Annotated in this window: 17 protein-coding genes, 2 pseudogenes and 1 other annotated feature; of the genes and pseudogenes, 7 read left to right on the top strand and 12 right to left on the bottom strand. The window is 41.0% G+C overall.

The genetic code is table 11. From position 1 onward, the window contains the following. Positions 1-66: 66 nt before the first annotated feature. Positions 67-1527, bottom strand: a complete 1461-nt coding sequence (gene cls / locus WDV74_RS09120) for a cardiolipin synthase (RefSeq protein WP_338882395.1) — start codon at positions 1525-1527, stop codon at positions 67-69. 371 nt (positions 1528-1898) lie between these two features. Between cls and WDV74_RS09115 the strand changes: the two genes are divergently transcribed. The 3 genes from WDV74_RS09115 (at position 1899) to WDV74_RS09105 (ending at position 4196) form a co-directional block, all read left to right on the top strand. Further along, the gene (locus WDV74_RS09115; protein ID WP_338882394.1) at positions 1899-2078 is read left to right on the top strand and encodes a YciY family protein; all 180 of its coding nucleotides are present in this window, start codon (positions 1899-1901) and stop codon (positions 2076-2078) included. 275 nt (positions 2079-2353) lie between these two features. Further along, positions 2354-3031: a TonB system transport protein TonB gene (gene tonB / locus WDV74_RS09110; protein ID WP_338882392.1), complete on the top strand. Its 678-nt coding sequence runs from the start codon at positions 2354-2356 to the stop codon at positions 3029-3031. Positions 3032-3719: 688 nt separating this feature from the next. Then, entirely contained in the window at positions 3720-4196 is a 477-nt protein-coding gene (locus tag WDV74_RS09105) for a DUF2846 domain-containing protein (protein ID WP_338882391.1), read from the top strand. A gap of 85 nt (positions 4197-4281) precedes the next feature. Here the strand turns inward: WDV74_RS09105 and WDV74_RS09100 are convergent. Continuing rightward, positions 4282-4609: pseudogene (locus tag WDV74_RS09100) on the bottom strand (IS4 family transposase); the annotation flags it as partial. 381 nt (positions 4610-4990) lie between these two features. On the opposite strand from WDV74_RS09100, the pseudogene WDV74_RS09095 reads away from it, so the two are divergent. Further along, positions 4991-5083, top strand: a pseudogene (locus WDV74_RS09095) (phage minor tail protein L); the annotation flags it as partial. 101 nt (positions 5084-5184) lie between these two features. Here the strand turns inward: WDV74_RS09095 and WDV74_RS09090 are convergent. The 3 genes from WDV74_RS09090 to WDV74_RS09080 form a co-directional block, all read right to left on the bottom strand. Further along, entirely contained in the window at positions 5185-5385 is a 201-nt protein-coding gene (locus tag WDV74_RS09090; RefSeq protein WP_338882389.1) for a hypothetical protein, read from the bottom strand. A 414-nt stretch (positions 5386-5799) separates the two neighbouring features. Next, complete coding sequence (gene yciA, locus WDV74_RS09085; protein ID WP_338882388.1) at positions 5800-6240, bottom strand: acyl-CoA thioester hydrolase YciA; 441 nt, start codon at positions 6238-6240, stop codon at positions 5800-5802. Between the two features lie 77 nt (positions 6241-6317). Then, on the bottom strand, positions 6318-6854 hold the full coding sequence (locus tag WDV74_RS09080; RefSeq protein ID WP_338882386.1) for a septation protein A: 537 nt from the start codon (positions 6852-6854) through the stop codon (positions 6318-6320). Between the two features lie 228 nt (positions 6855-7082). Between WDV74_RS09080 and WDV74_RS09075 the strand changes: the two genes are divergently transcribed. Continuing rightward, entirely contained in the window at positions 7083-8780 is a 1698-nt protein-coding gene (locus WDV74_RS09075) for a SulP family inorganic anion transporter (protein WP_338882385.1), read from the top strand. Between the two features lie 66 nt (positions 8781-8846). Here the strand turns inward: WDV74_RS09075 and WDV74_RS09070 are convergent, their stop codons facing one another. Further along, positions 8847-9602 (bottom strand): YciC family protein, encoded by a 756-nt coding sequence (locus WDV74_RS09070; RefSeq protein WP_338882384.1) that lies wholly within the window; start codon positions 9600-9602, stop codon positions 8847-8849. Between the two features lie 235 nt (positions 9603-9837). Between WDV74_RS09070 and WDV74_RS09065 the strand changes: the two genes are divergently transcribed. Both WDV74_RS09065 and ompW read left to right on the top strand, forming a co-directional pair. Beyond that, positions 9838-10269, top strand: a complete 432-nt coding sequence (locus tag WDV74_RS09065) for a glutathione S-transferase family protein (RefSeq protein WP_338882383.1) — start codon at positions 9838-9840, stop codon at positions 10267-10269. 615 nt (positions 10270-10884) lie between these two features. Then, positions 10885-11526: an outer membrane protein OmpW gene (gene ompW, locus WDV74_RS09060; RefSeq protein ID WP_338882382.1), complete on the top strand. Its 642-nt coding sequence runs from the start codon at positions 10885-10887 to the stop codon at positions 11524-11526. 78 nt (positions 11527-11604) lie between these two features. Here ompW and trpA read toward each other — a convergent pair whose 3' ends face one another. From trpA to WDV74_RS09030, 6 genes are all read right to left on the bottom strand, one after another. Next, positions 11605-12411 (bottom strand): tryptophan synthase subunit alpha, encoded by an 807-nt coding sequence (gene trpA / locus WDV74_RS09055; protein ID WP_338882381.1) that lies wholly within the window; start codon positions 12409-12411, stop codon positions 11605-11607. Beyond that, positions 12411-13601, bottom strand: a complete 1191-nt coding sequence (gene trpB, locus WDV74_RS09050) for a tryptophan synthase subunit beta (protein WP_338882379.1) — start codon at positions 13599-13601, stop codon at positions 12411-12413. Before trpB ends, trpA begins: the two co-directional genes overlap by 1 nt. A gap of 30 nt (positions 13602-13631) precedes the next feature. Next, complete coding sequence (trpCF, locus tag WDV74_RS09045) at positions 13632-14996, bottom strand: bifunctional indole-3-glycerol-phosphate synthase TrpC/phosphoribosylanthranilate isomerase TrpF (RefSeq protein ID WP_338882377.1); 1365 nt, start codon at positions 14994-14996, stop codon at positions 13632-13634. After that, entirely contained in the window at positions 14993-15997 is a 1005-nt protein-coding gene (trpD, locus tag WDV74_RS09040) for an anthranilate phosphoribosyltransferase (protein ID WP_338882376.1), read from the bottom strand. The genes trpCF and trpD overlap by 4 nt, the downstream gene beginning before the upstream one ends. A gap of 66 nt (positions 15998-16063) precedes the next feature. Beyond that, positions 16064-16642, bottom strand: a complete 579-nt coding sequence (locus tag WDV74_RS09035; RefSeq protein WP_189759539.1) for a gamma-glutamyl-gamma-aminobutyrate hydrolase family protein — start codon at positions 16640-16642, stop codon at positions 16064-16066. After that, positions 16642-18201 (bottom strand): anthranilate synthase component 1, encoded by a 1560-nt coding sequence (locus WDV74_RS09030; RefSeq protein ID WP_338882375.1) that lies wholly within the window; start codon positions 18199-18201, stop codon positions 16642-16644. The genes WDV74_RS09035 and WDV74_RS09030 overlap by 1 nt, the downstream gene beginning before the upstream one ends. A gap of 28 nt (positions 18202-18229) precedes the next feature. Then, positions 18230-18335, bottom strand: a sequence feature (Trp leader region). Between the last annotated feature and the right edge of the window lie 175 nt (positions 18336-18510).

Genomic DNA, 18510 nt, shown 5'->3' with positions numbered 1-18510 from the left:
CCGAGATTAATCACATGATGAAATTAAAACATGTTCTGTATTGAATGAATACTGTTATTCGTGGAATTATAAAAGCGGGCTGAAAAAGTAACAGATACGTTCCAGGATACGATGCCACACAGGGCGTTTTTCCCATTTATTGTTTGCAAGCAATGTTGAACGCATAATATAGTCTTGTTGAACCAGAGTTAAATCATTGCCAAAGTGCTCATCATCAATGACCACTGTAATTTCAAAATTCAGCCATAAGCTGCGCATATCCAAATTGACAGAACCGACCATACTGAGTTGTCCATCGACTAAAACACTTTTAGTGTGTAATAAGCCATCTTCAAATTGATAAATTTTCACACCGGCTTCCAGTAATTCAGAAAAAAACGCGCGACTGGCCCAACGAACAAGAAATGAGTTATTTTGGCTTGGTACAATAATACTGACATCAACACCGCGCATAGCCGCAGTGCAAATTGCGTGCATTAAATCATCGCTGGGAACAAAATAGGGAGTGGTAAGAATAAGCTGTTTGCGGGCAGCAAAAATAGCAGTCATTAGGGATTGTTGGATTAATTCATCAGGGAACCCAGGCCCGGAAGCAATAACTTGGGCTATATGACCACTGGCTTGTTCGAAGGGCATGGTGACACTGTCAGGTGGCGGAGGAAGATGCCGCTGTCCTGTTTCCATTTCCCAGTCAAAAGCGTAAATGATCCCTAGTGTTGTCGTAACAGGGCCTTCCATTCTTACCATGATATCGACCCATTGACCGACCCCTGCATCTTGTTTAAAAAAACGGGGATCAACCATATTCATGCTACCGGTGTATGAAATATAATTATCGATCAGGATAATTTTTCTATGCTGGCGCAAGTCCATACGACGCAAGAATAAACGGAAGATATTAACTTTGAGTGATTCAACAAATTCAATACCTGCTTTTCGCATAATATCAGGATAAGGGCTACGGAAAAATTGCCAGCTTCCTGCCGAATCTACCATAATTCGACATTTAATGCCGCGTTTGGCTGCACGCATCAGAGCATCGGTGACCTGATCAACCAGTCCCCCAGATTGCCATATATAAAACACCATTTCGATATTGTATTTGGCGTTTTCAATATCATGAACAATCGCTTTTAGCGAGTTATCATAAGATGTCATTAATTGCATTTTATTACCCTTGACACCTTTGAGCTTTTGTCGACGCTCACACAGTTGAAACAACGGAGTAGCGACTTCACTGTTTTCATCGGCAAAAATTTGAGGGGAATTTCTTAACTCGGCCAGCCACTTGGCTACAGATGAACGCATCTGTCTGGCTTGCTCAACCCTGCGTTTGCCAAGGTGTAATTCTCCGAATGACAAGTAAGCAACGATCCCGACTAATGGAAAAATGTAAATAATGAGTAACCATGTCATTGCTGATGTCACAGGACGACGTTTCATCAAAACTCGAATAGTGATACCCGCAATAATCAGCCAGTAGAAAAAAATCGCCAGCCAGCTCAGTACAGAGTAGAAAGTTGTCATACGTGGCAATCAATCCTATTTATTTAAATATTAATGTAGTCATTGCCGCAAGTTTCTAGAAATTCGGGTGAACTATCAACTTAATATCATTAATGAATAGAGTACAATTTTAGCCAAAAAGCGCCAATTATGATAAATACCATGACTATTTAGTCAATTATAACAACGATTTGACTTTGTAGGCTGTATGTAATATACGCAAATTGATATAAATAAATCATGAATGGTTGATGATAGTGATTAATCTGATGAAGTCGAACAATGTACTCTCATGCCAGAGTCATGGGGTAGATTGGCAATGGGTTGACATCGCTAATCGTGACAATTAAGAATAATATTATTTATTCAATGAGAGATTACTCGGAATATTTATGAAACATAGTAGAAGAGAAGTAGGGCGTTGGAGAATACTCCGTCAAAGTATCCGTCGCCGTCGCCGCTGGTTAGAAGGGCAGTCACGTCGTAATTTGCGTATCTATGCACTCCGTAAGGTAGATGCTTATAAGCGCCGTAGATCGATTCTATTCACCCAGAATGTAGAGTGGGTTTAATGCTAATGTAGTGAAATTACTTAGGATCAATGTGCAGCATTTTCTTAATAACTCAATATTTTTCCGTTAAGAAAAATATTTTCAGCCGCCAAGATTATGGTTAATAATCATGTGATTCCACTGGAATGAGCGTGTGTATCCAATAAGGTTTTAGCTTGAAAAATGCAAATCAGGTATAGAAGTTTTTGAATCTTTATTGAATATGATAGTCATTTGCATTTAAACTAATATCTATCTGAAAACTGACTATCATGCTGTTAAGCAAGAATTCTCTTATGCGTTGGATACATTGGCCGATACTACTTTCCGTTTGTTTACATATTTCTATTGCTGCGGCACTTTTCCATGCCACTAAGCTCGAAAAACAGGCAGAAGCTACACCTATGTCTGTTGCCATGATCCAGTTGGCTGCTGAAGAGGCACCTGTCTCCAAACCTGCCGTGTCTGAATCCCTTCCTGAGCCAGAACCTGAACCGGAGCCTGAACCTATTGCGGAAATTGCTCTGCCTAAGCCTAAACCTGAAAAGAAAAAAATCGTCAAAAAAGAAGTGAAGCCAAGAGAGAAAAAGGCAGAAAACACTTCTGAACAACCGCTGAAACCTGTTTCTGATCAAGAAACTCAGATAGCAAAGAATTTGGATGATCAGAAATCGGATCACCATACTATGAGTGAAAAAGCGGGAGTACAAAACGGGCCGAAAGCATTAAACAGGCCAGATCCCGTTTACCCATCCAGAGCACTACAGTTAAGGACTGAGGGAACGGTAAAGGTAAAATTTGATGTTGATGAAAATGGCCGCGTTAAGAATATTAAAATTATTTCTGCCAATCCGAAAAATGTCTTTGAACGTGAAGTGAGAAATGCGATGAGAAAATGGCGTTATGAAAAAATTCCTGCTACTGGGTACATAACGACTATCGAATTTAAAACTACAGGCATTTCACAATCCTAATTGTGCAAAAGTTTCTTTTCTGAACAGGGGATGTAAAGCATCCCCTAACTTCATCAGCAAAATGGATTATGGCTCTGAGTCACTGCTTTCCAATTTGAAATGCCTTTATTTAATCACTATTAATCATTTCCAGTCACGTGCAGTCACATTTTGTTAATTAATGTTTTGATTTTTAAGATAATTTAATCCTTTATTTGTTGTAATCAGAAATAGTCACAAATATTCATTTGGCGTCATGAGAAATTCACGACATTGGTAATAAAGATGATAGTTATCTGTTTAACGTCAGGTTCAATAGAGAGAAATTTGCGTATCTACCAATCAAAAACATAACTAAATGAGACCCCATAGAATATTTATCAGGCTTTGATGTGCTGATTAACATGGAACTAACAACAAAATGAATGCAATTGAGTTGAGATGGTGACATAAAGCTCCATTAGGGCTTTAAATCGTCTATGATTTATTTGATCAGTGATTAACTTGTTACCTGTATGGCACAGATGAATTGCTTCAAAGATAAGCTGTCAATGCTATTTATGCATTTATTTGGGGTCGTTTTCCTTCATTGATTGGTATAATGAATAAAATTTAACAATGGAGGTAATGAAAAGCTAGGTGTGGGTTGGTTACGGTTTGTTTGTTATCTTTTAATGTAATGGAAAATGATATAAAAAGGTTCTATTTTATGATGAATACTAAAAGATTGCTTTTGTCCGTTTCTTTTTTAAGCGCTTTACTTCTCAGTGGTTGTGCTAGCGTACCTCTTGCAACTGAACAAGAAACAGTAGAAGCTAAAAGTTTCTCTGCTCCAGAGAAGGGCAAATCTGGTTTATATATTTACCGAGACAGTTTTGTCGGCAAGGCTCTAAAAAAAGATATTCATGTTGATGGTAAGTGTCTTGGAGAAACAGCAGATAAAACTTTTTTCTACACACAGGTAGCAGGTGACCGAAACCACAAAATATCTACTGAATCGGAATTTTCCCCTAATGATTTACTCATTTTTACTGAATCTGGGAAAAATTACTTCGTAAGGCAGTACATAAAGATGGGCGTTTTTGTTGGTGGCGCTGATTTAAGTGTATCAACAGAGGAAGAAGGAAAAAAGGTAATATCTAAGTCAGATGTTCGTCTTGCCAAGGAAGGGTATTGTGGTAATTGATTTCCATTATACTAACTAGATTTATGACTCTGGTCAGTCTTTTTATTCCTTTTAAATAACGGCCTCTTATGATAACACCATTCAGTTAAGAATGTTTTGATCGAATAGAGTAGCGAGTCTTCGACATACGAACGGTCCGACTTTTGGGCCGTTTTCTTTTTTCAGGCAAAATATACCGTTTCACTCTTTCCCTCAGTGCCCTGAGTTTTTTGGGAATAGTTTCGGGAGTTGCAATCGCACACCATAAAATTTCATCCTGAATATCCCGTAATGCCATAATAAAACTGATACGCAATGGAGAGACGCCAGCCTCTGCGGCTATACGGCTTATTTCGACTCGCACCAAATTGTAAGCCAGAAGAATTCCCCATATTTCCTGAATAACCCCCGTTCACTGACTGGCTGCGCAGCAGAATGTGGTCTTCTAACTAAATAATTCTATAACTTAAGAATAAAATCTAGCCTTCACTCACTCCAAAATCTAAGACCATGAAATTAACCTGTGAAATTATTTTTCATCGGACGTTTTTGCATGGTGTTTTTAATCCTACCTAATTAACCAAATAAAAAAGCCAGCATTTTCGCTACTGGCTTTTGGCTTCCTATTGAAAGGAGAATATAAATGACTACAAACGGGTCAATATCGGGTCAAGGCAGACGCAATAATTATGATCCCCATGTCTGGTGGGGCATGAGAATTAGCTATATTTGATGAACAGGCACATTGCGTATGAAAATTAATACAGATTTTCAACGCTTGGAAGCAGGAAATAAAATTCTATTGTTTGCTATTGATGGCTCAGGCGTATGTGACTATTTGTATAACATTTGCACATTATCTGGATGCGCGAAATTTATCCGAAGGCAATCCAGAAGCAGATCTCACGTAGCAAAAGATTGATGTTTTCTATATCCGCTCCGTTTTGGTCTTTGGCTAGTTGAATATTGGCATTTTGATTAGCTGTATTCGCTAAATCATACGCCGCTTTTACTGCTTTTGGTAATTGCTACCAGCATCATTGCTCAGGACAACAAATCCTTTATCTTGCAGTGTTGCATCTGGATGATTGCGGTTTTGAGGTGGCTGATGAAATTTAGTACAGTAAGCGAGTAAGCGTGGAGGTTTCCCCGTCTTTAATTTAGCACGCTTCTGTTTCAAACGGAGGTATGAAATTACCGTGGTCTTCACTTTGGCTTACCTAATAATTTGGGGGGCAGTTCCAATCGGACGAATGTTTGACTAATTATACATCAGCTGAAATTTTAGCTGATGGGTGTGTGAAAAATTTCTCGAATCTTAAAGATAATAGGAATTTCCATCATGGCTCAGATTTGAGTTATATACGGGAACTATAGGGATTTCCCGATTTCAAATCGGAAAATTTTTTAGATGATCACCCTGAGAGTTAAAGGGCAGATGACTGCCCTGTGTGTGGTGATAGTGATTTCCTTTTTATCCTTACCTATGACCTGAACTTCCTCTATCTAACGTACGTAAAATCCATTGCTATGTGCTATAGCGAGTATGTTTTCTGTTTGTACATAGGTGTGAGCATATGTGGTTTTTATGCGTTTTGTATTTTATTTAACATTTTGTTTTAATTTAGTTATTGTCAATTTCACTGCTTTCCAACTTGAAATGCCTTTTATCTTCAGGCAAAGGACGGGAAGTATTATTTTCATCAACGGCAACATAGGTGAAAACGGCTTCTGTAGCACGGTAACGCTGGCCGACTGGCTCAGAAGCCACTTTTTTCACCCACACCTCAATATGAATGGTGATGGATGAATTTCCCGTTTTGAGACAACGGGCATAGCAACATACGACGTCACCTACCGCAACCGGTTTCAGAAAACTGATGCCATTTACGCTAACAGTCACTACGCGCCCTAGAGCAATCTCTTTTGCTAAAATTGCGCCGCCAATATCCATTTGAGACATCAGCCAACCACCGAAAATATCCCCATTGGCATTAGTATCAGCAGGCATGGCCAGTGTACGGAGAACCAATTCTCCGTTTGGTAAGCATTGTTGTTGTGTCATTAGAAAACTTGCTTTATTTGGTGAATACAACAATACCTGCCGCTGCATCGGCAGGTATCCATATGAAGGTCATTATATTATTTTTGTTCGCGAGGCAGATGACGGTAGATATATACCACACTCAATACAGTAAAAACTAGTGTCAATGCCGTTAACCCGAACACTTTAAAGTTTACCCAAACATCCTGGGGTAGCCAGAAAGCGACATAAATATTTGCTAATGCGCAGGCAACAAAGAAGATCGCCCAAGCTATATTCAGTTTGTTCCAGACAAAATCAGGCAATTCTAACTCTTTGCCTAACATCCGTTGAATTAACGGCTTTTTCATCACCCATTGGCTAATAAGCAGTACTAGAGCAAAAATGGCATAAATGACAGTCACTTTCCATTTAATAAATAAATCGCTGTGGAAAGCCAGTGTCAGAGTACCGAAAACAGCAACCATAACAAATGTAATTAAGGAGGATTTTTCAACTCTACGATAAATGAAGTAAGAAATGACAACAGCTAACCCTGTTGCTGCAATCAAGGCACCAGATGCATAGAAAATGTCGTACATTTTGTAGATGACGAAGAAAACGACTAGTGGCAAAAAGTCTAAAAGTTGTTTCATAAATTGAATCCATTGTGAAGTCAATGATGGCATGTTTTTAAATTTGTGCCAGAGTGTACCAGATCTCAATGAAATGGTTTATTTATCAGGTAAAAAACATTTTTCATCTGTTTAGGTAATTTTATCACAATGAGCGACAAGCTAAGTGTGGGAAAGGGGAAGTTTGTGAGTTTCCATTTAGTTACGCATTATAACTAAGTTTCATTTTCACAAAAGGACATAAAGGCTATGTTGTGGGAAAGATTACATCGCTGGATGCCTGGCTTGGGAAATATCTGTCATTACCGTAGAGAATATTTCAGTCATGATATGCGGGCGGGTCTCTCTGTTGCTGCAGTAGCATTGCCTGTTGCGATTGCTTATGCTGAATTAATGGGGATCAGCGCCATTATTGGTTTATATGCCTGTATCTTACCGATGTTTGTGTATGCGTTGTTCGGTACTTCACGGCAGTTGATTGTTGGGCCAGATGCTGCAACGTGTGCTGTTATTGCTGCTGCTGTTACACCGTTGGCATTGGGAAATGAGAATGTGCGTTGGCAGCTTGCGATAGTGATGACGTTAATGACAGGATTTTGGTGTATTTTGGCCAGCCATTTTCGTCTGGGCGCTTTCGCTGATTTTATATCTCATCCCATTTTGAAAGGCTTTATTAATGGTGTTGCGATTACCATTATCGCTGATCAGTTGGCTAAAGTTTTTGGGCTGTTTGGGTTGCCGGTGGAATTGATTGAACGATTGATTGCATTTCCCCATAAGTTGTTAGAATCTCACTGGCCGACAGTAGGAATATCAGTCATGACGCTGCTGGTACTGCTTAGTGTACATTTTCTCCGTCCGAGTTGGCCAGCGCCATTGGCGGCCATGATCGTATCGACTTATATCAGTTGGCAATTTGAACTTAGCCAATATGGTATCCAGATTGTGGGGAGTATGGGGAATGGTTTGCCTGTGGTTCCTATACCTGAATTTGAAATCGGTATCATACGTGATTTAGTGGTTCCTTCCATTAACTTAGCGGTGATCAGTTTCGTCAGTTTTATGATGACTGCTCGTAGTTTTGCCAGTAAAAATGGCTACCAAGTTGATGCAGATTTGGAACTTAGGGCACTAGGTATTTCTAATATCGCTTCGTCATTGTCGCAAGGTTTTGCTGTTAGTGCTGCGGGTAGCCGTACTGCGGTCAATGACGCGCTAGGTGGTAAAACGCAAATGGTTTCGGTGATAGCAGCCTGTGCTATTTTGCTGGTATTGCTATTTATGACAGAATTTTTGGTGTATATCCCCCTGTCATCACTGGGTACTGTTTTGATCTTTTCCACTTGGTCTTTATTGAGTTTAAAAAATCTTTGGGCTTATCGAAAACGTAATCGTCAGGCTTTTACGCTGTCAATTTTTACGTTAATTGCTGTTTTGTTGGTCGGGGTAATCGATGGTATCGGTTTTGCCGTTTTGTTGGGATTATTGCAATTTTTGCGAATAGTTTTTCGGCCTTCGGATCAACTGCTGGGCGTGAATGACCAAGGTATGGTTCGTTCCATTCATAAGCATAATGATATCAAACCGGTAGATGGCATTATGATGTACCGCTTTAACTCTCCACTCACTTATTTTAACGTTGGATATTTCAAAAAACGGGTATTACAGCATGTGAATAGTGCTGCAAATGATCCTGTGTGGTTAGTGGTGGATGCGACGGTCAGCTTTACCTATGATGATGTCAGTGTTTTTGCCGTATTGGATGAGTTAATCACAGAATTAAAAGAGAAAGGTGTAACATTGGTTTTGGCAGGACGCAGGACAGAACTGAAGCGTTGGATTAAACAAAACAAATTAAGTCGTAGCGATAAAGATTTGCTAGTTGTGCCGGATCTCTATTTTGCTATTCGTTTAATCCAAAGTAAGCAGCAAGTTGAGGAGAAATAATTGAGGTTCATTTTTCGGCAGTTCACCTCACTGCATTGCAGTGAGGTGAACTATGTTAGGTGATTATTACATACCGTTTGTGGTTTTATTTTGTGGCCTGACCAACATATACAAGCGGAATAGGTAAATCAGTAATAGGGATGATAACAGATTATCTAGCGTTGTTAACAACATATCAGGCATTTTTGCCAATATAAGGACCAGTATTAGCTTGGCAATAAGCCATAGCAATATAGCTGGGAGCAACAAGCGTATATTACCAAATGCTAACTTCCAACTATTTTGCATGGCTGCAAAAACACTTTTGCCTTTTTCAAACAAAAAGATAGGAGCCAGTGAGAATGCAATAGAAAACAGTACGCCAGGCAAGATCATTACAGCGTAACCGATTTGAATCAACAGGGTACAGATAAACATTAGCAAAAACATCTTAGGTAATCGTGTTATTGATAATGTACTGGCATGAATGGCACTAGTTTGCTGACCGCAAGAGATAGCATTGATGAGTACCAGCATACTGGCTGTTAGCAGGGTGTTACCAAATATGTTGGTAAATAAAACCCCGAACATTGTGCGCATTAACATGAATTGCTCATCTGGTGTTAATTGCATCACGAAACGCTGGATCCCCGTATTACCGGACTCTCTGACTATATTTTGCAACTCGGCCAATAAATTGAGTTGTTCCTCATTTGGTATGAGTAAATACCCCAACAGTGTTGTCACCAACGTGGCCAAGACAGAGAGGATGACGATATTCAACCATTGATTCTTTAAAAAATTGATACTGTCACGATACAGGGTATTTGCCGTGATGGGCATAAAAGTGGCTCCTATCAAATAAAACAACAATAGTGCACAATTGTACCTTGTTGGCCTAGTGGAAGCGAAGCTGTAAAATATAACATTTGGCTTTTTTAAACCATATTAACACGATACACGACTTAACTGGATGTGGTATTGGTCTCAACAACAGGCCTTACTCGAATGCCAAAAAGAAGGAACCATAAAATCCCTCCATTCACGAGGAAAAGTCCCTTTTCTGAGTGATGGAGATGTGTCTATTGAAGAAACACTGGCAATATGTATATATATTTGTGAAAAATATCCTTCTGCAACATTCTATCCTACCGAGCCGAAGCCGAGATCCATTATTAACTCATGGTTGAGCTATGCTCTTACTGACCTCGAGTCTCCAGTGTGGAACTTATTGAAACAGCAAGTTTTCATTCCAGAAAATCAGCGAAACCTAGGACTCATAGATTACGCCAAAAGCGAAGCAAACAGAGCAGTTAACCAAATCAGGCTAAATGAAGGTTACGAATGGATAACAGGCCCTAACTTTACGTTAGCTGATATCTTCGTGACACACACTCTTTTGTGGGCAAAATTATGTGGTATAGCTATAAGTTCAGAAATAAAGGATTACATGGACAGAGCCATGAGTCGACCTGCATATCTGAAGGCCCAGGAAAGAAATAATCGTTAAAAATGATAAACGAGTGGTGGTTGTGGCTATTCGTTTTATTTATGTTGTGTCTTTGGGTTAAAAAATATACTTAGTGTGGGATGTTTTCCATTTTTCAAGCGAACCTCTATTATATCAGTTAATTAATACTGCATTTTCGGGGGTTCTTATACACAGACGCATTAACAGATATCGTCAAATTGTAGCTTTGCTCCCACTGGGCCTTGTTGAGGCTAAGAACTCTAATACTTGATCCTGTATCTTGAGGTTGTTGGGGGGAAGAATTCTTTTTTTGCCAATCCTCCTCAGTGTAGATTTTATATAAATGATCAATTTATTAAATTTTTGTTAATAAAGGATAAGAGCATTAAATAAAGATATATGATTTATATTATTATTTATTGTTATTCATTCAAAAGTTGATACCAAGATATAAATCGTGAATGGTATTAAAATTAATACGCAGATAATTTTGATTTGGATCAATTTAAAATACCCAGTAAATGAAATAATAAAACAGTAATAAATACCTTATTTCGCCAAAGATCTTTAAAAGATGTGATCTGCCTTAGATCATAATAGTAAACAAACGGGTATATTTCTGACTGTTTTAAAACCACATAAATGGGATGGATAATGAAAAAGATTTCTGCGCTTGTATTGGCTGCTGCTACGTTAGCCCCGTCATTGACTTTTGCCCATGAAGCAGGTGACTTCCTGTTTCGTGCAGGTACAGCAACGGTAAGGCCGCATGCGGGTTCTGATAATGTATTAGGATTGGGATCTTTTGGTGTCAATAATAATACCCAGTTGGGTTTAACTTTTGGTTACATGATTACTGATAATATTGGTGTTGAATTATTGGCAGCGACACCATTCCAGCATAGGGTCAGTTTGCCGGGAGCGGGTGAAATCGCTGAAGTTAAACATTTACCACCAACGCTAATGGCACAATATTATTTTGGTTCATCAGAAAATGAATTTCGTCCTTATGTCGGGATTGGTATTAACTACACGACTTTCTTTAGCGAAAAATTTAGTAATAATGCAACCGTGAAGGCCGCTAATTTAAATAGCTTAGATCTGAAAGATTCTTGGGGTATCGCTGGGCAGGTTGGCCTGGATTATCAACTGAACAAAAACTGGATGCTGAATACTTCGCTTTGGTGGATGAATATTGAAACTGATGTGAAATTCAAAACTGGTGATGTAGATCAAAAATATAAAACCCGTCTTGATCCGTGGGTCTTTATGTTCGGTGTTGGTTATAGTTTCTAACTAAAGCTACGTATGTGTTTGACTGTGATATAAGAGAGAACCAATGGGGCGTAATTGCCCCATTTTTTGCTAGTGGGCTTACAATTGTGTAGCGTTTTTCATGGCACGAACAAAATCCATTAATTTTTCCAGCATGATATTGGGTTGATGTAAGTTATCTTCAATAATTCTGACAACAGCTGAACCTGAAATTGCCCCCGCAGCACCACCATTGAGAGCCGTTATAACTTGCTCTGGCTTTGAAATGCCAAAACCTTGTATAGCAGGGGCTGCGTGATATTCTTTGAGTTTATTGACAATATGGCTAAGTGGTTGTTGAGCACGATTTTCACTACCAGTTACTCCCGCTCTTGATAGCAGATAGGTATATCCCCGTCCAAATGAAGCAACTTCACGTAATAAATCATTATCTGCATTTGGGGGACAAATAAAGATCGGGGCAATATCATGCTTTATGGCAGCTGAATGGAAAGGCGATGACTCGGATAACGGTACATCAGCCACAAGAACGGAATCAACACCGGCATCTTTGCAGCGACGATAAAATTCATCAATGCCATTGTGAAAGACGAGATTAGCGTAAACTAACAGGCCAATGGGTACATCAGGGTATTTAGCCCGAATTTTAGCCAGTAGGTCAAAACATAATGTAGGCGTGACCTTGGATGATAACGCGCGCAGATTGGCATTTTGGATAGTTGGGCCGTCAGCCAGGGGATCTGAGAACGGAATACCCAATTCAAGGGCGTCAGCACCACCTGAAATTAAGGTATCAATAATTTCCAACGACAATGCGGGATTAGGATCACCGAGGGTGACAAAAGGAACAAAAGCGCCTTGGTTTTTGTTTTGCAGCTTCTTAAAAAGTTGTTCGTAACGTCCCATCAGATTTCCCCCCTGGATTTTAAAATATCGTGAACGGTAAAGATGTCTTTGTCACCACGGCCAGATAAATTGACAATTAATAGTTGTTCCTTGTCTGGAAATTCATGGATCATTTTCAAGGCGTAAGCCAACGCATGAGAGGATTCCAGTGCCGGAATAATACCTTCATTGCGTGAGAGTTCCTGGAAAGCATCCAGCGCTTCATCATCAGTAATTGAAACATAATCGGCTCTACCGATACTGTTTAAATAGGCATGTTGTGGACCAACGGAAGGAAAATCTAAACCCGCCGAAATGGAATAAGATTCTTCAATTTGCCCATCTTCTGTCTGCATAATGGGGGCTTTCATACCAAAGTAAATTCCCAACCTTCCGTGTTTCAATGGGGCACCATGTTCTCCAGTTTCAATACCATGCCCCGCAGGCTCAACACCAATCAAGCGGACATCATTTTCTGGAATAAATTCAGCAAATAAACCGATGGCATTTGAACCACCACCAATGCAGGCAATGACTGCATCAGGTAAGCGGCCTTCTTTTTCCAGAATTTGAGCTTTGGCTTCTTCACCAATCATACGTTGGAACTCTCGTACCATTGTCGGATAGGGATGAGGGCCTGCGGCAGTGCCTAATAGATAATGTGCTTTCTCATAGCAACCTGACCAGTCACGCATTGCTTCGTTACAGGCATCTTTCAAGGTTGCCGAGCCACTGTGGACAGGGATCACTTCGGCACCCATCAAACGCATACGAAAAACATTGGGCGATTGGCGTTCAATATCTTTTGCTCCCATATAAATACGGCATTTCAGTCCCAATAGTGCACAAGCTAGCGCGGTGGCGACGCCATGTTGACCTGCGCCTGTTTCAGCAATAATTTCATGCTTTCCCATGCGTTTTGCCAACAATGCTTGCCCTAAGACCTGATTGGTTTTGTGAGCACCGCCGTGAAGCAAATCTTCACGTTTTAGATATAAACGTGTTTTTGTCCCTTTCGTCAGGTTTTGACACAGCGTTAAGGCAGTAGGTCTGCCTGCATAGTTTTTCAATAGATCCTGAAAAGTATGCTGAAATTCAGGATCTTTCTGTGCATCAATAAAAGCTTCTTCTAATTGGTTAAGTGCAGGGATTAAAATTTGTGGCACAAATTGCCCGCCAAAGTCGCCAAAATAAGGATTCAATTTACTCATTATTCTACTCATCCATTTTTATCTGAAAAATTAGTGATAACAGCGCAATTGTTGAAACACCTGCTTGATTTTCTGGTTGCTTTTGATACCCGGAGACACTTCAACGCCTGAGTTAAAATCCAGTCCATAACAGCCAAGTGTTGCTGCCAGTTGGCAGTTTTCAGCATTCAGGCCACCCGCCAGAAAACTGTTATGCTGAATTAATGGATTAATTAATTGCCAGTCAAATGGTTTTCCCGTTCCACCGGCGCCGTTATCCAACAGTAAGTGATCAACGTGAGGTATTACGGAAACGTCTTCAGCCTTAGACATATTGATGGCTTTCCAAATTTCACAATGTTCAGGTAGTACTGAGCGCAGGGCGTTGATGTAGTTTTCATCTTCACTTCCGTGCAGTTGAACTGCGGTGAGTGAAAGCCTACGGGCAGTATTATTGACAAAATCAATGGGTTGATTTTGAAACACACCAACATATAGCAGAGAAGCTTCATTGATGATTTGTTGAGCTTTTTGCAGACTGATTTTGCGCGGTGATTTTTCGGCAAAAATTAAACCACCGTAAACGGCACCCATTTGCAACGCAGCTTTGGCATCCTGTGGGCGAGTCAAGCCACAAACTTTGTTGTCACCCAAAATTAGGCGTCGTAAGGCGAGATCTAAATTTTGTTGTGCCATTAAAGAACTACCGATAAGAAAACCATTGGCAAATTGGCTTAATTCTCGCACCTGACGATGCTGGTGGATACCGGATTCACTGATGACGATGGTGTCTTCAGGTAAGCCCACCGACAATTTACGGGTACGCCCTAAATCAATGGACAAATCACGGAGATCCCGATTATTGATACCAATAACTTTTGCGCCCAATTTAATTGCCCGTTGCCGTTCATCTTCATTACTGACTTCGGTCAATACACCCATATCAAGACTGTGGGCCAATGCCGATAATTTACGATATGTATCATCATCAAGGATAGACAGCATCAGTAAAATAGCATCAGCTTGATAATAACGGGCAAGATAAACCTGATAGGCATCAATAATAAAATCTTTGCACAAAACAGGTTGATGGACAGCAGAACTGACCATGGCGAGAAAATCATAACTGCCCTGAAAGTATTTTTCATCGGTCAGGACAGAGATTGCAGCGGCATAAGGTTGATAAGTTTTAGCAATATGGACGGGATCGAAATCTTCGCGAATCAATCCCTTTGAAGGGGATGCCTTTTTGCATTCCAAAATAAAAATGGTTTGCTTATGAGTCAAGGCTTGATAAAACCGACGATGACTTGGAACGATATCAGCAATAAAACTCTCCAGCGGTTGCTCTGCTTTACGAGTAATCAGATATGCCGCTTTATCTTCAACAATTTTCTGTAATACGCTGGTTTTCATGATCTGGTCCTTGCTGCCAATGCCGTTACTTTTTCATAGGCCTGGCCGCTGTAAATAGTATCGAGTGCTAATTGAGTATTTTCCCGTAGGTCTTCTTGCCCGTGAATTTTCATTAACAGAGCCACATTGGCTGCTACGGCATGAGCATGGGCTTGGTTTCCGTGACCTTGTAACAACATAGCCAACATGTTGCGGTTTTCTTCTGGTGATCCACCTTGCAGTGACGATATTGGATGGCTTGGCAAACCAAAATCTGTTGCTGTTAATTGATATTGGCGAATTTCACCGTGATTAAGCTCTGCAACATAAGTTGGTGCATGTAAGGCAACTTCATCCATTCCTCCGCTGTGTACAACGGCAGCGCGTTGATAACCTAAAGCGTGTAAGGTATGGGCTATGGGTTCAACTAATTCAGGGTGATAGACGCCGATGAGAGACACAGGAGGACGCGCCGGATTGATCAACGGGCCAAGTACATTAAATAGTGTTCGGGTTTTTAGTTGCTGGCGTACTTGCACCGCATGACGGAATCCACTGTGATATTGGGGGGCGAACAGGAAACAGACCCCAATTTCATCCAAAGCCTTGCGTGATTCTTCAGCTTGAGCATCCAATGCAATGCCGAATGCAGCTAATAAATCAGATGATCCAGACCGACTGGAAATACTGCGATTTCCATGTTTTGCCACCTTAAGGCCACAGGCAGCAGCAATAAAGGCGCTGGCTGTTGAAATATTGATGCTATTGGAACCGTCTCCACCTGTGCCGACGATATCACAAAACGTGTAATCAGGGCGAGGAAAGGGGGCTGCGTTTGCCAGGAACGCCTGGGCTGCGCCCGCAATTTCTTGTGGCTGCTCGCCACGCAGCTTCAGGCTAATTAATACAGCAGCCAGTTGTGTATCGTTCAGCTCACCATGAATAATGGCGGTGAATAGCTGCTGGCTTTCTTGTTGTGTCAGTGCCTGAGCACTGAATAATTTGTCAAAAATCAACTGCATCTTCCCATTCCTTTAAGTTGAGTGCTTTTAATTCGATACCCTTAAACTCATCTATCTTTGAAATTGTTAGTTCAATGCCCAGGCTAGAGTTTGTTCAAGGAGTTTGGCACCCTGTGTAGTCAAGATAGATTCGGGATGAAACTGAAAACCACAAACTTTGTGCTCATCATGTCGCACAGCCATCACAATATCACCGCATGAAGCAGAAGCTGTCAGTTCTGCCGGAGTATGCACAGCGGCAAGAGAATGGTAACGGGCGACAGACAAAGGATTTGGGAGGCCGGAAAACATATTTTTCCCATCATGGATGGCCGGTGTTGCTTTGCCATGCAAAATTTCCTGAGCAGCAGAGATTTTTCCTCCGTAAGCTTCAATAATCGCCTGATGTCCAAGACAAATTCCGATTATCGGGATCTGGCCTATTACTTGTTTAATCAATGCGGGCATACAGCCTGCCTCTGAGGGTTTCCCCGGACCAGGGGATAACATTAAAAGAGGAGACGCCATCTCATTAAGTTTGGCAATAATGACGTCTGCTGGCACGGTATTGCGGTAAATAACAACATGGTGACCATGAGTACGCAGTTGATCCACAAGGTTATATGTGAAGGAATCTACATTATCGAGTAAAAGAATATTAGCCATCAGAATGTCACCTCCACATGATGCGCTTGTGCAATGGCGCGAATAACAGCTCTGGCCTTACTGTGAGTTTCATCTACTTCTGACTGAGGAATGGAGTCCAGCACCACACCGACTCCAACTTGAATGGTGGCTTGATCGTTTTCCACATAGGCGGAACGGATCACTATGCAGGTATCAAAATCCCCTTTGCCAGTGAAGTAACCGACGGCTCCGCCATAACTGCCACGTCGTACACCTTCATATTCTGCGATGAGTTGCATCGCCCGAACTTTAGGGGCTCCCGTCAATGTACCCATATTCATGCTGGCTTGATAGGCGTGGAAGGCATCTAAATCATGTCGAAGTGTGCCGACAACACGGGAAACCAGGTGCATAACAAATGAATAACGATCGACTTTGGTTAAATCGGCGACATATCGACTGCCTGGTTCGCAGATACGGGCTAAATCGTTGCGAGCCAAATCGACTAACATCACGTGTTCAGACATTTCTTTCGCATCCGTGCGCATTTCCAGCTCAATTCGGCTATCAAGATCGGCATCCAATTCCCCGTTGTGATCACGTCCACGTGGTCGAGTACCGGCTATCGGATAAATTTCGATCTGGCGGTTGTTGGCATCATATTTAAGAGCACTTTCTGGTGAAGCCCCAAACAGGCAAAAATCTTGATCTTGCATAAAAAACATATAAGGGCTTGGGTTTTGTTTTTTCAATACATGATAAGCGTTCAGCGGAGAAGGGCATGGCAAGGTGAAACGACGCGATGGAACTACCTGAAAAATATCCCCTTGACGGATAAATTGCTGTAGCTGACGCACGATATTTGCGTATTGTTCATCACTTTGGTTACAGCCGACAGTAATATCGGGTAATGTGACAGGTAAGAGTGGCTGAAGCGGGGCTGAAATGGCTGTAACTAAGGTTGCTAAACGCGCTTTAAGGCGTTTTCTTTCTGAATCAGATTCGCCAAACAATGAAGTTTGCAGACGTGAATGTTTATCTTGATGATCGATCACTAATAGTGTTTCTGCGAGATAAAAACAGAAATCAGGGCAACGTTGATGAGCTTCTACTTTAGGTAATGGTTCAAAACCGGCGACTAAATCGTAAGCAAACAATCCACCAACAAAAATGGCATCGGGGTTTTCTGAAAAAGAGGCTAGTGCTGCCAGGGCACGCAATGCATCAAAAACTGAATCGGATTTTAGCCGGCTATCTTCATCCAGATTGTGCTCAATGGCCGGAAACCGTGCTCGCATAACCTTCGGTTCTACATCTAATTGAGCTTTACCTGATAGTAAGTTAGTGAGTATCGGGATCAGGTTTTGGCCGTTTTCAGTGAGCGCCTCAAAAGTAACTTGACGCCCGTTGGCCGTGATGCGCATAGCACTATCAATGATCAAAATGCTTTTAAGATTCTTTTTACTGTGAATTTCAGCAGAATCCAGCAATAACGTTGCTGGGCGATTACTACAAAGTTGATGAAAAAGCAGTGTTGGATCTGTCTGGTAGAGAGTATCTACCTGATTTATAGAGATATTAAATTCTTTGCCAGTCATCTTCATACCCCGTTTCTAATCTTTATTTATAAAAAAACCCGCCTCTTAGGGCGGGTTTTGGCACTTGCGTATCTATTCTGAACTTACGTGCGTGAGCCAACCGCCCTGACTGGGAAGTTGTGCCACCAACGCTTTGACTGCTTAGTTTGCATAAATACGCTCATTTCGAGTGCCTCAATGGTTTTTTGATAAAAGTTTTTTTAGTAAAGAGTGTCTTAGTCAACCCGCGTACTAGTAAACTGGTTCGTGGTTTGCTTGTCAATGATTTTTTTTCTTCTTGTGTTATCATAACCGCTTTGCGCTTGATAG

It is taken from the genome of Xenorhabdus sp. TH1 (assembly GCF_037260955.1).
Lineage (GTDB): Bacteria > Pseudomonadota > Gammaproteobacteria > Enterobacterales > Enterobacteriaceae > Xenorhabdus > Xenorhabdus griffiniae.
The sequence above is the reverse complement of the archived record's forward strand: the minus strand, read 5'-3'. Positions and strand labels throughout refer to the sequence as shown.

What these genes read in the sequence shown, in the direction of transcription:
- cls (WP_338882395.1), bottom strand. Translation starts at nt 1,527, where the DNA reads ATGACAACTTTCTACTCTGTACTGAGCTGGCTGGCGATTTTTTTCTAC.
- WDV74_RS09115 (WP_338882394.1), top strand. Translation starts at nt 1,899, where the DNA reads ATGAAACATAGTAGAAGAGAAGTAGGGCGTTGGAGAATACTCCGTCAA.
- tonB (WP_338882392.1), top strand. Translation starts at nt 2,354, where the DNA reads ATGCGTTGGATACATTGGCCGATACTACTTTCCGTTTGTTTACATATT.
- WDV74_RS09105 (WP_338882391.1), top strand. Translation starts at nt 3,720, where the DNA reads ATGATGAATACTAAAAGATTGCTTTTGTCCGTTTCTTTTTTAAGCGCT.
- yciA (WP_338882388.1), bottom strand. Translation starts at nt 6,240, where the DNA reads ATGACACAACAACAATGCTTACCAAACGGAGAATTGGTTCTCCGTACA.
- WDV74_RS09080 (WP_338882386.1), bottom strand. Translation starts at nt 6,854, where the DNA reads ATGAAACAACTTTTAGACTTTTTGCCACTAGTCGTTTTCTTCGTCATC.
- WDV74_RS09075 (WP_338882385.1), top strand. Translation starts at nt 7,083, where the DNA reads ATGTTGTGGGAAAGATTACATCGCTGGATGCCTGGCTTGGGAAATATC.
- WDV74_RS09070 (WP_338882384.1), bottom strand. Translation starts at nt 9,602, where the DNA reads ATGCCCATCACGGCAAATACCCTGTATCGTGACAGTATCAATTTTTTA.
- ompW (WP_338882382.1), top strand. Translation starts at nt 10,885, where the DNA reads ATGAAAAAGATTTCTGCGCTTGTATTGGCTGCTGCTACGTTAGCCCCG.
- trpA (WP_338882381.1), bottom strand. Translation starts at nt 12,411, where the DNA reads ATGGGACGTTACGAACAACTTTTTAAGAAGCTGCAAAACAAAAACCAA.
- trpB (WP_338882379.1), bottom strand. Translation starts at nt 13,601, where the DNA reads ATGAGTAAATTGAATCCTTATTTTGGCGACTTTGGCGGGCAATTTGTG.
- trpCF (WP_338882377.1), bottom strand. Translation starts at nt 14,996, where the DNA reads ATGAAAACCAGCGTATTACAGAAAATTGTTGAAGATAAAGCGGCATAT.
- trpD (WP_338882376.1), bottom strand. Translation starts at nt 15,997, where the DNA reads ATGCAGTTGATTTTTGACAAATTATTCAGTGCTCAGGCACTGACACAA.
- WDV74_RS09035 (WP_189759539.1), bottom strand. Translation starts at nt 16,642, where the DNA reads ATGGCTAATATTCTTTTACTCGATAATGTAGATTCCTTCACATATAAC.
- WDV74_RS09030 (WP_338882375.1), bottom strand. Translation starts at nt 18,201, where the DNA reads ATGACTGGCAAAGAATTTAATATCTCTATAAATCAGGTAGATACTCTC.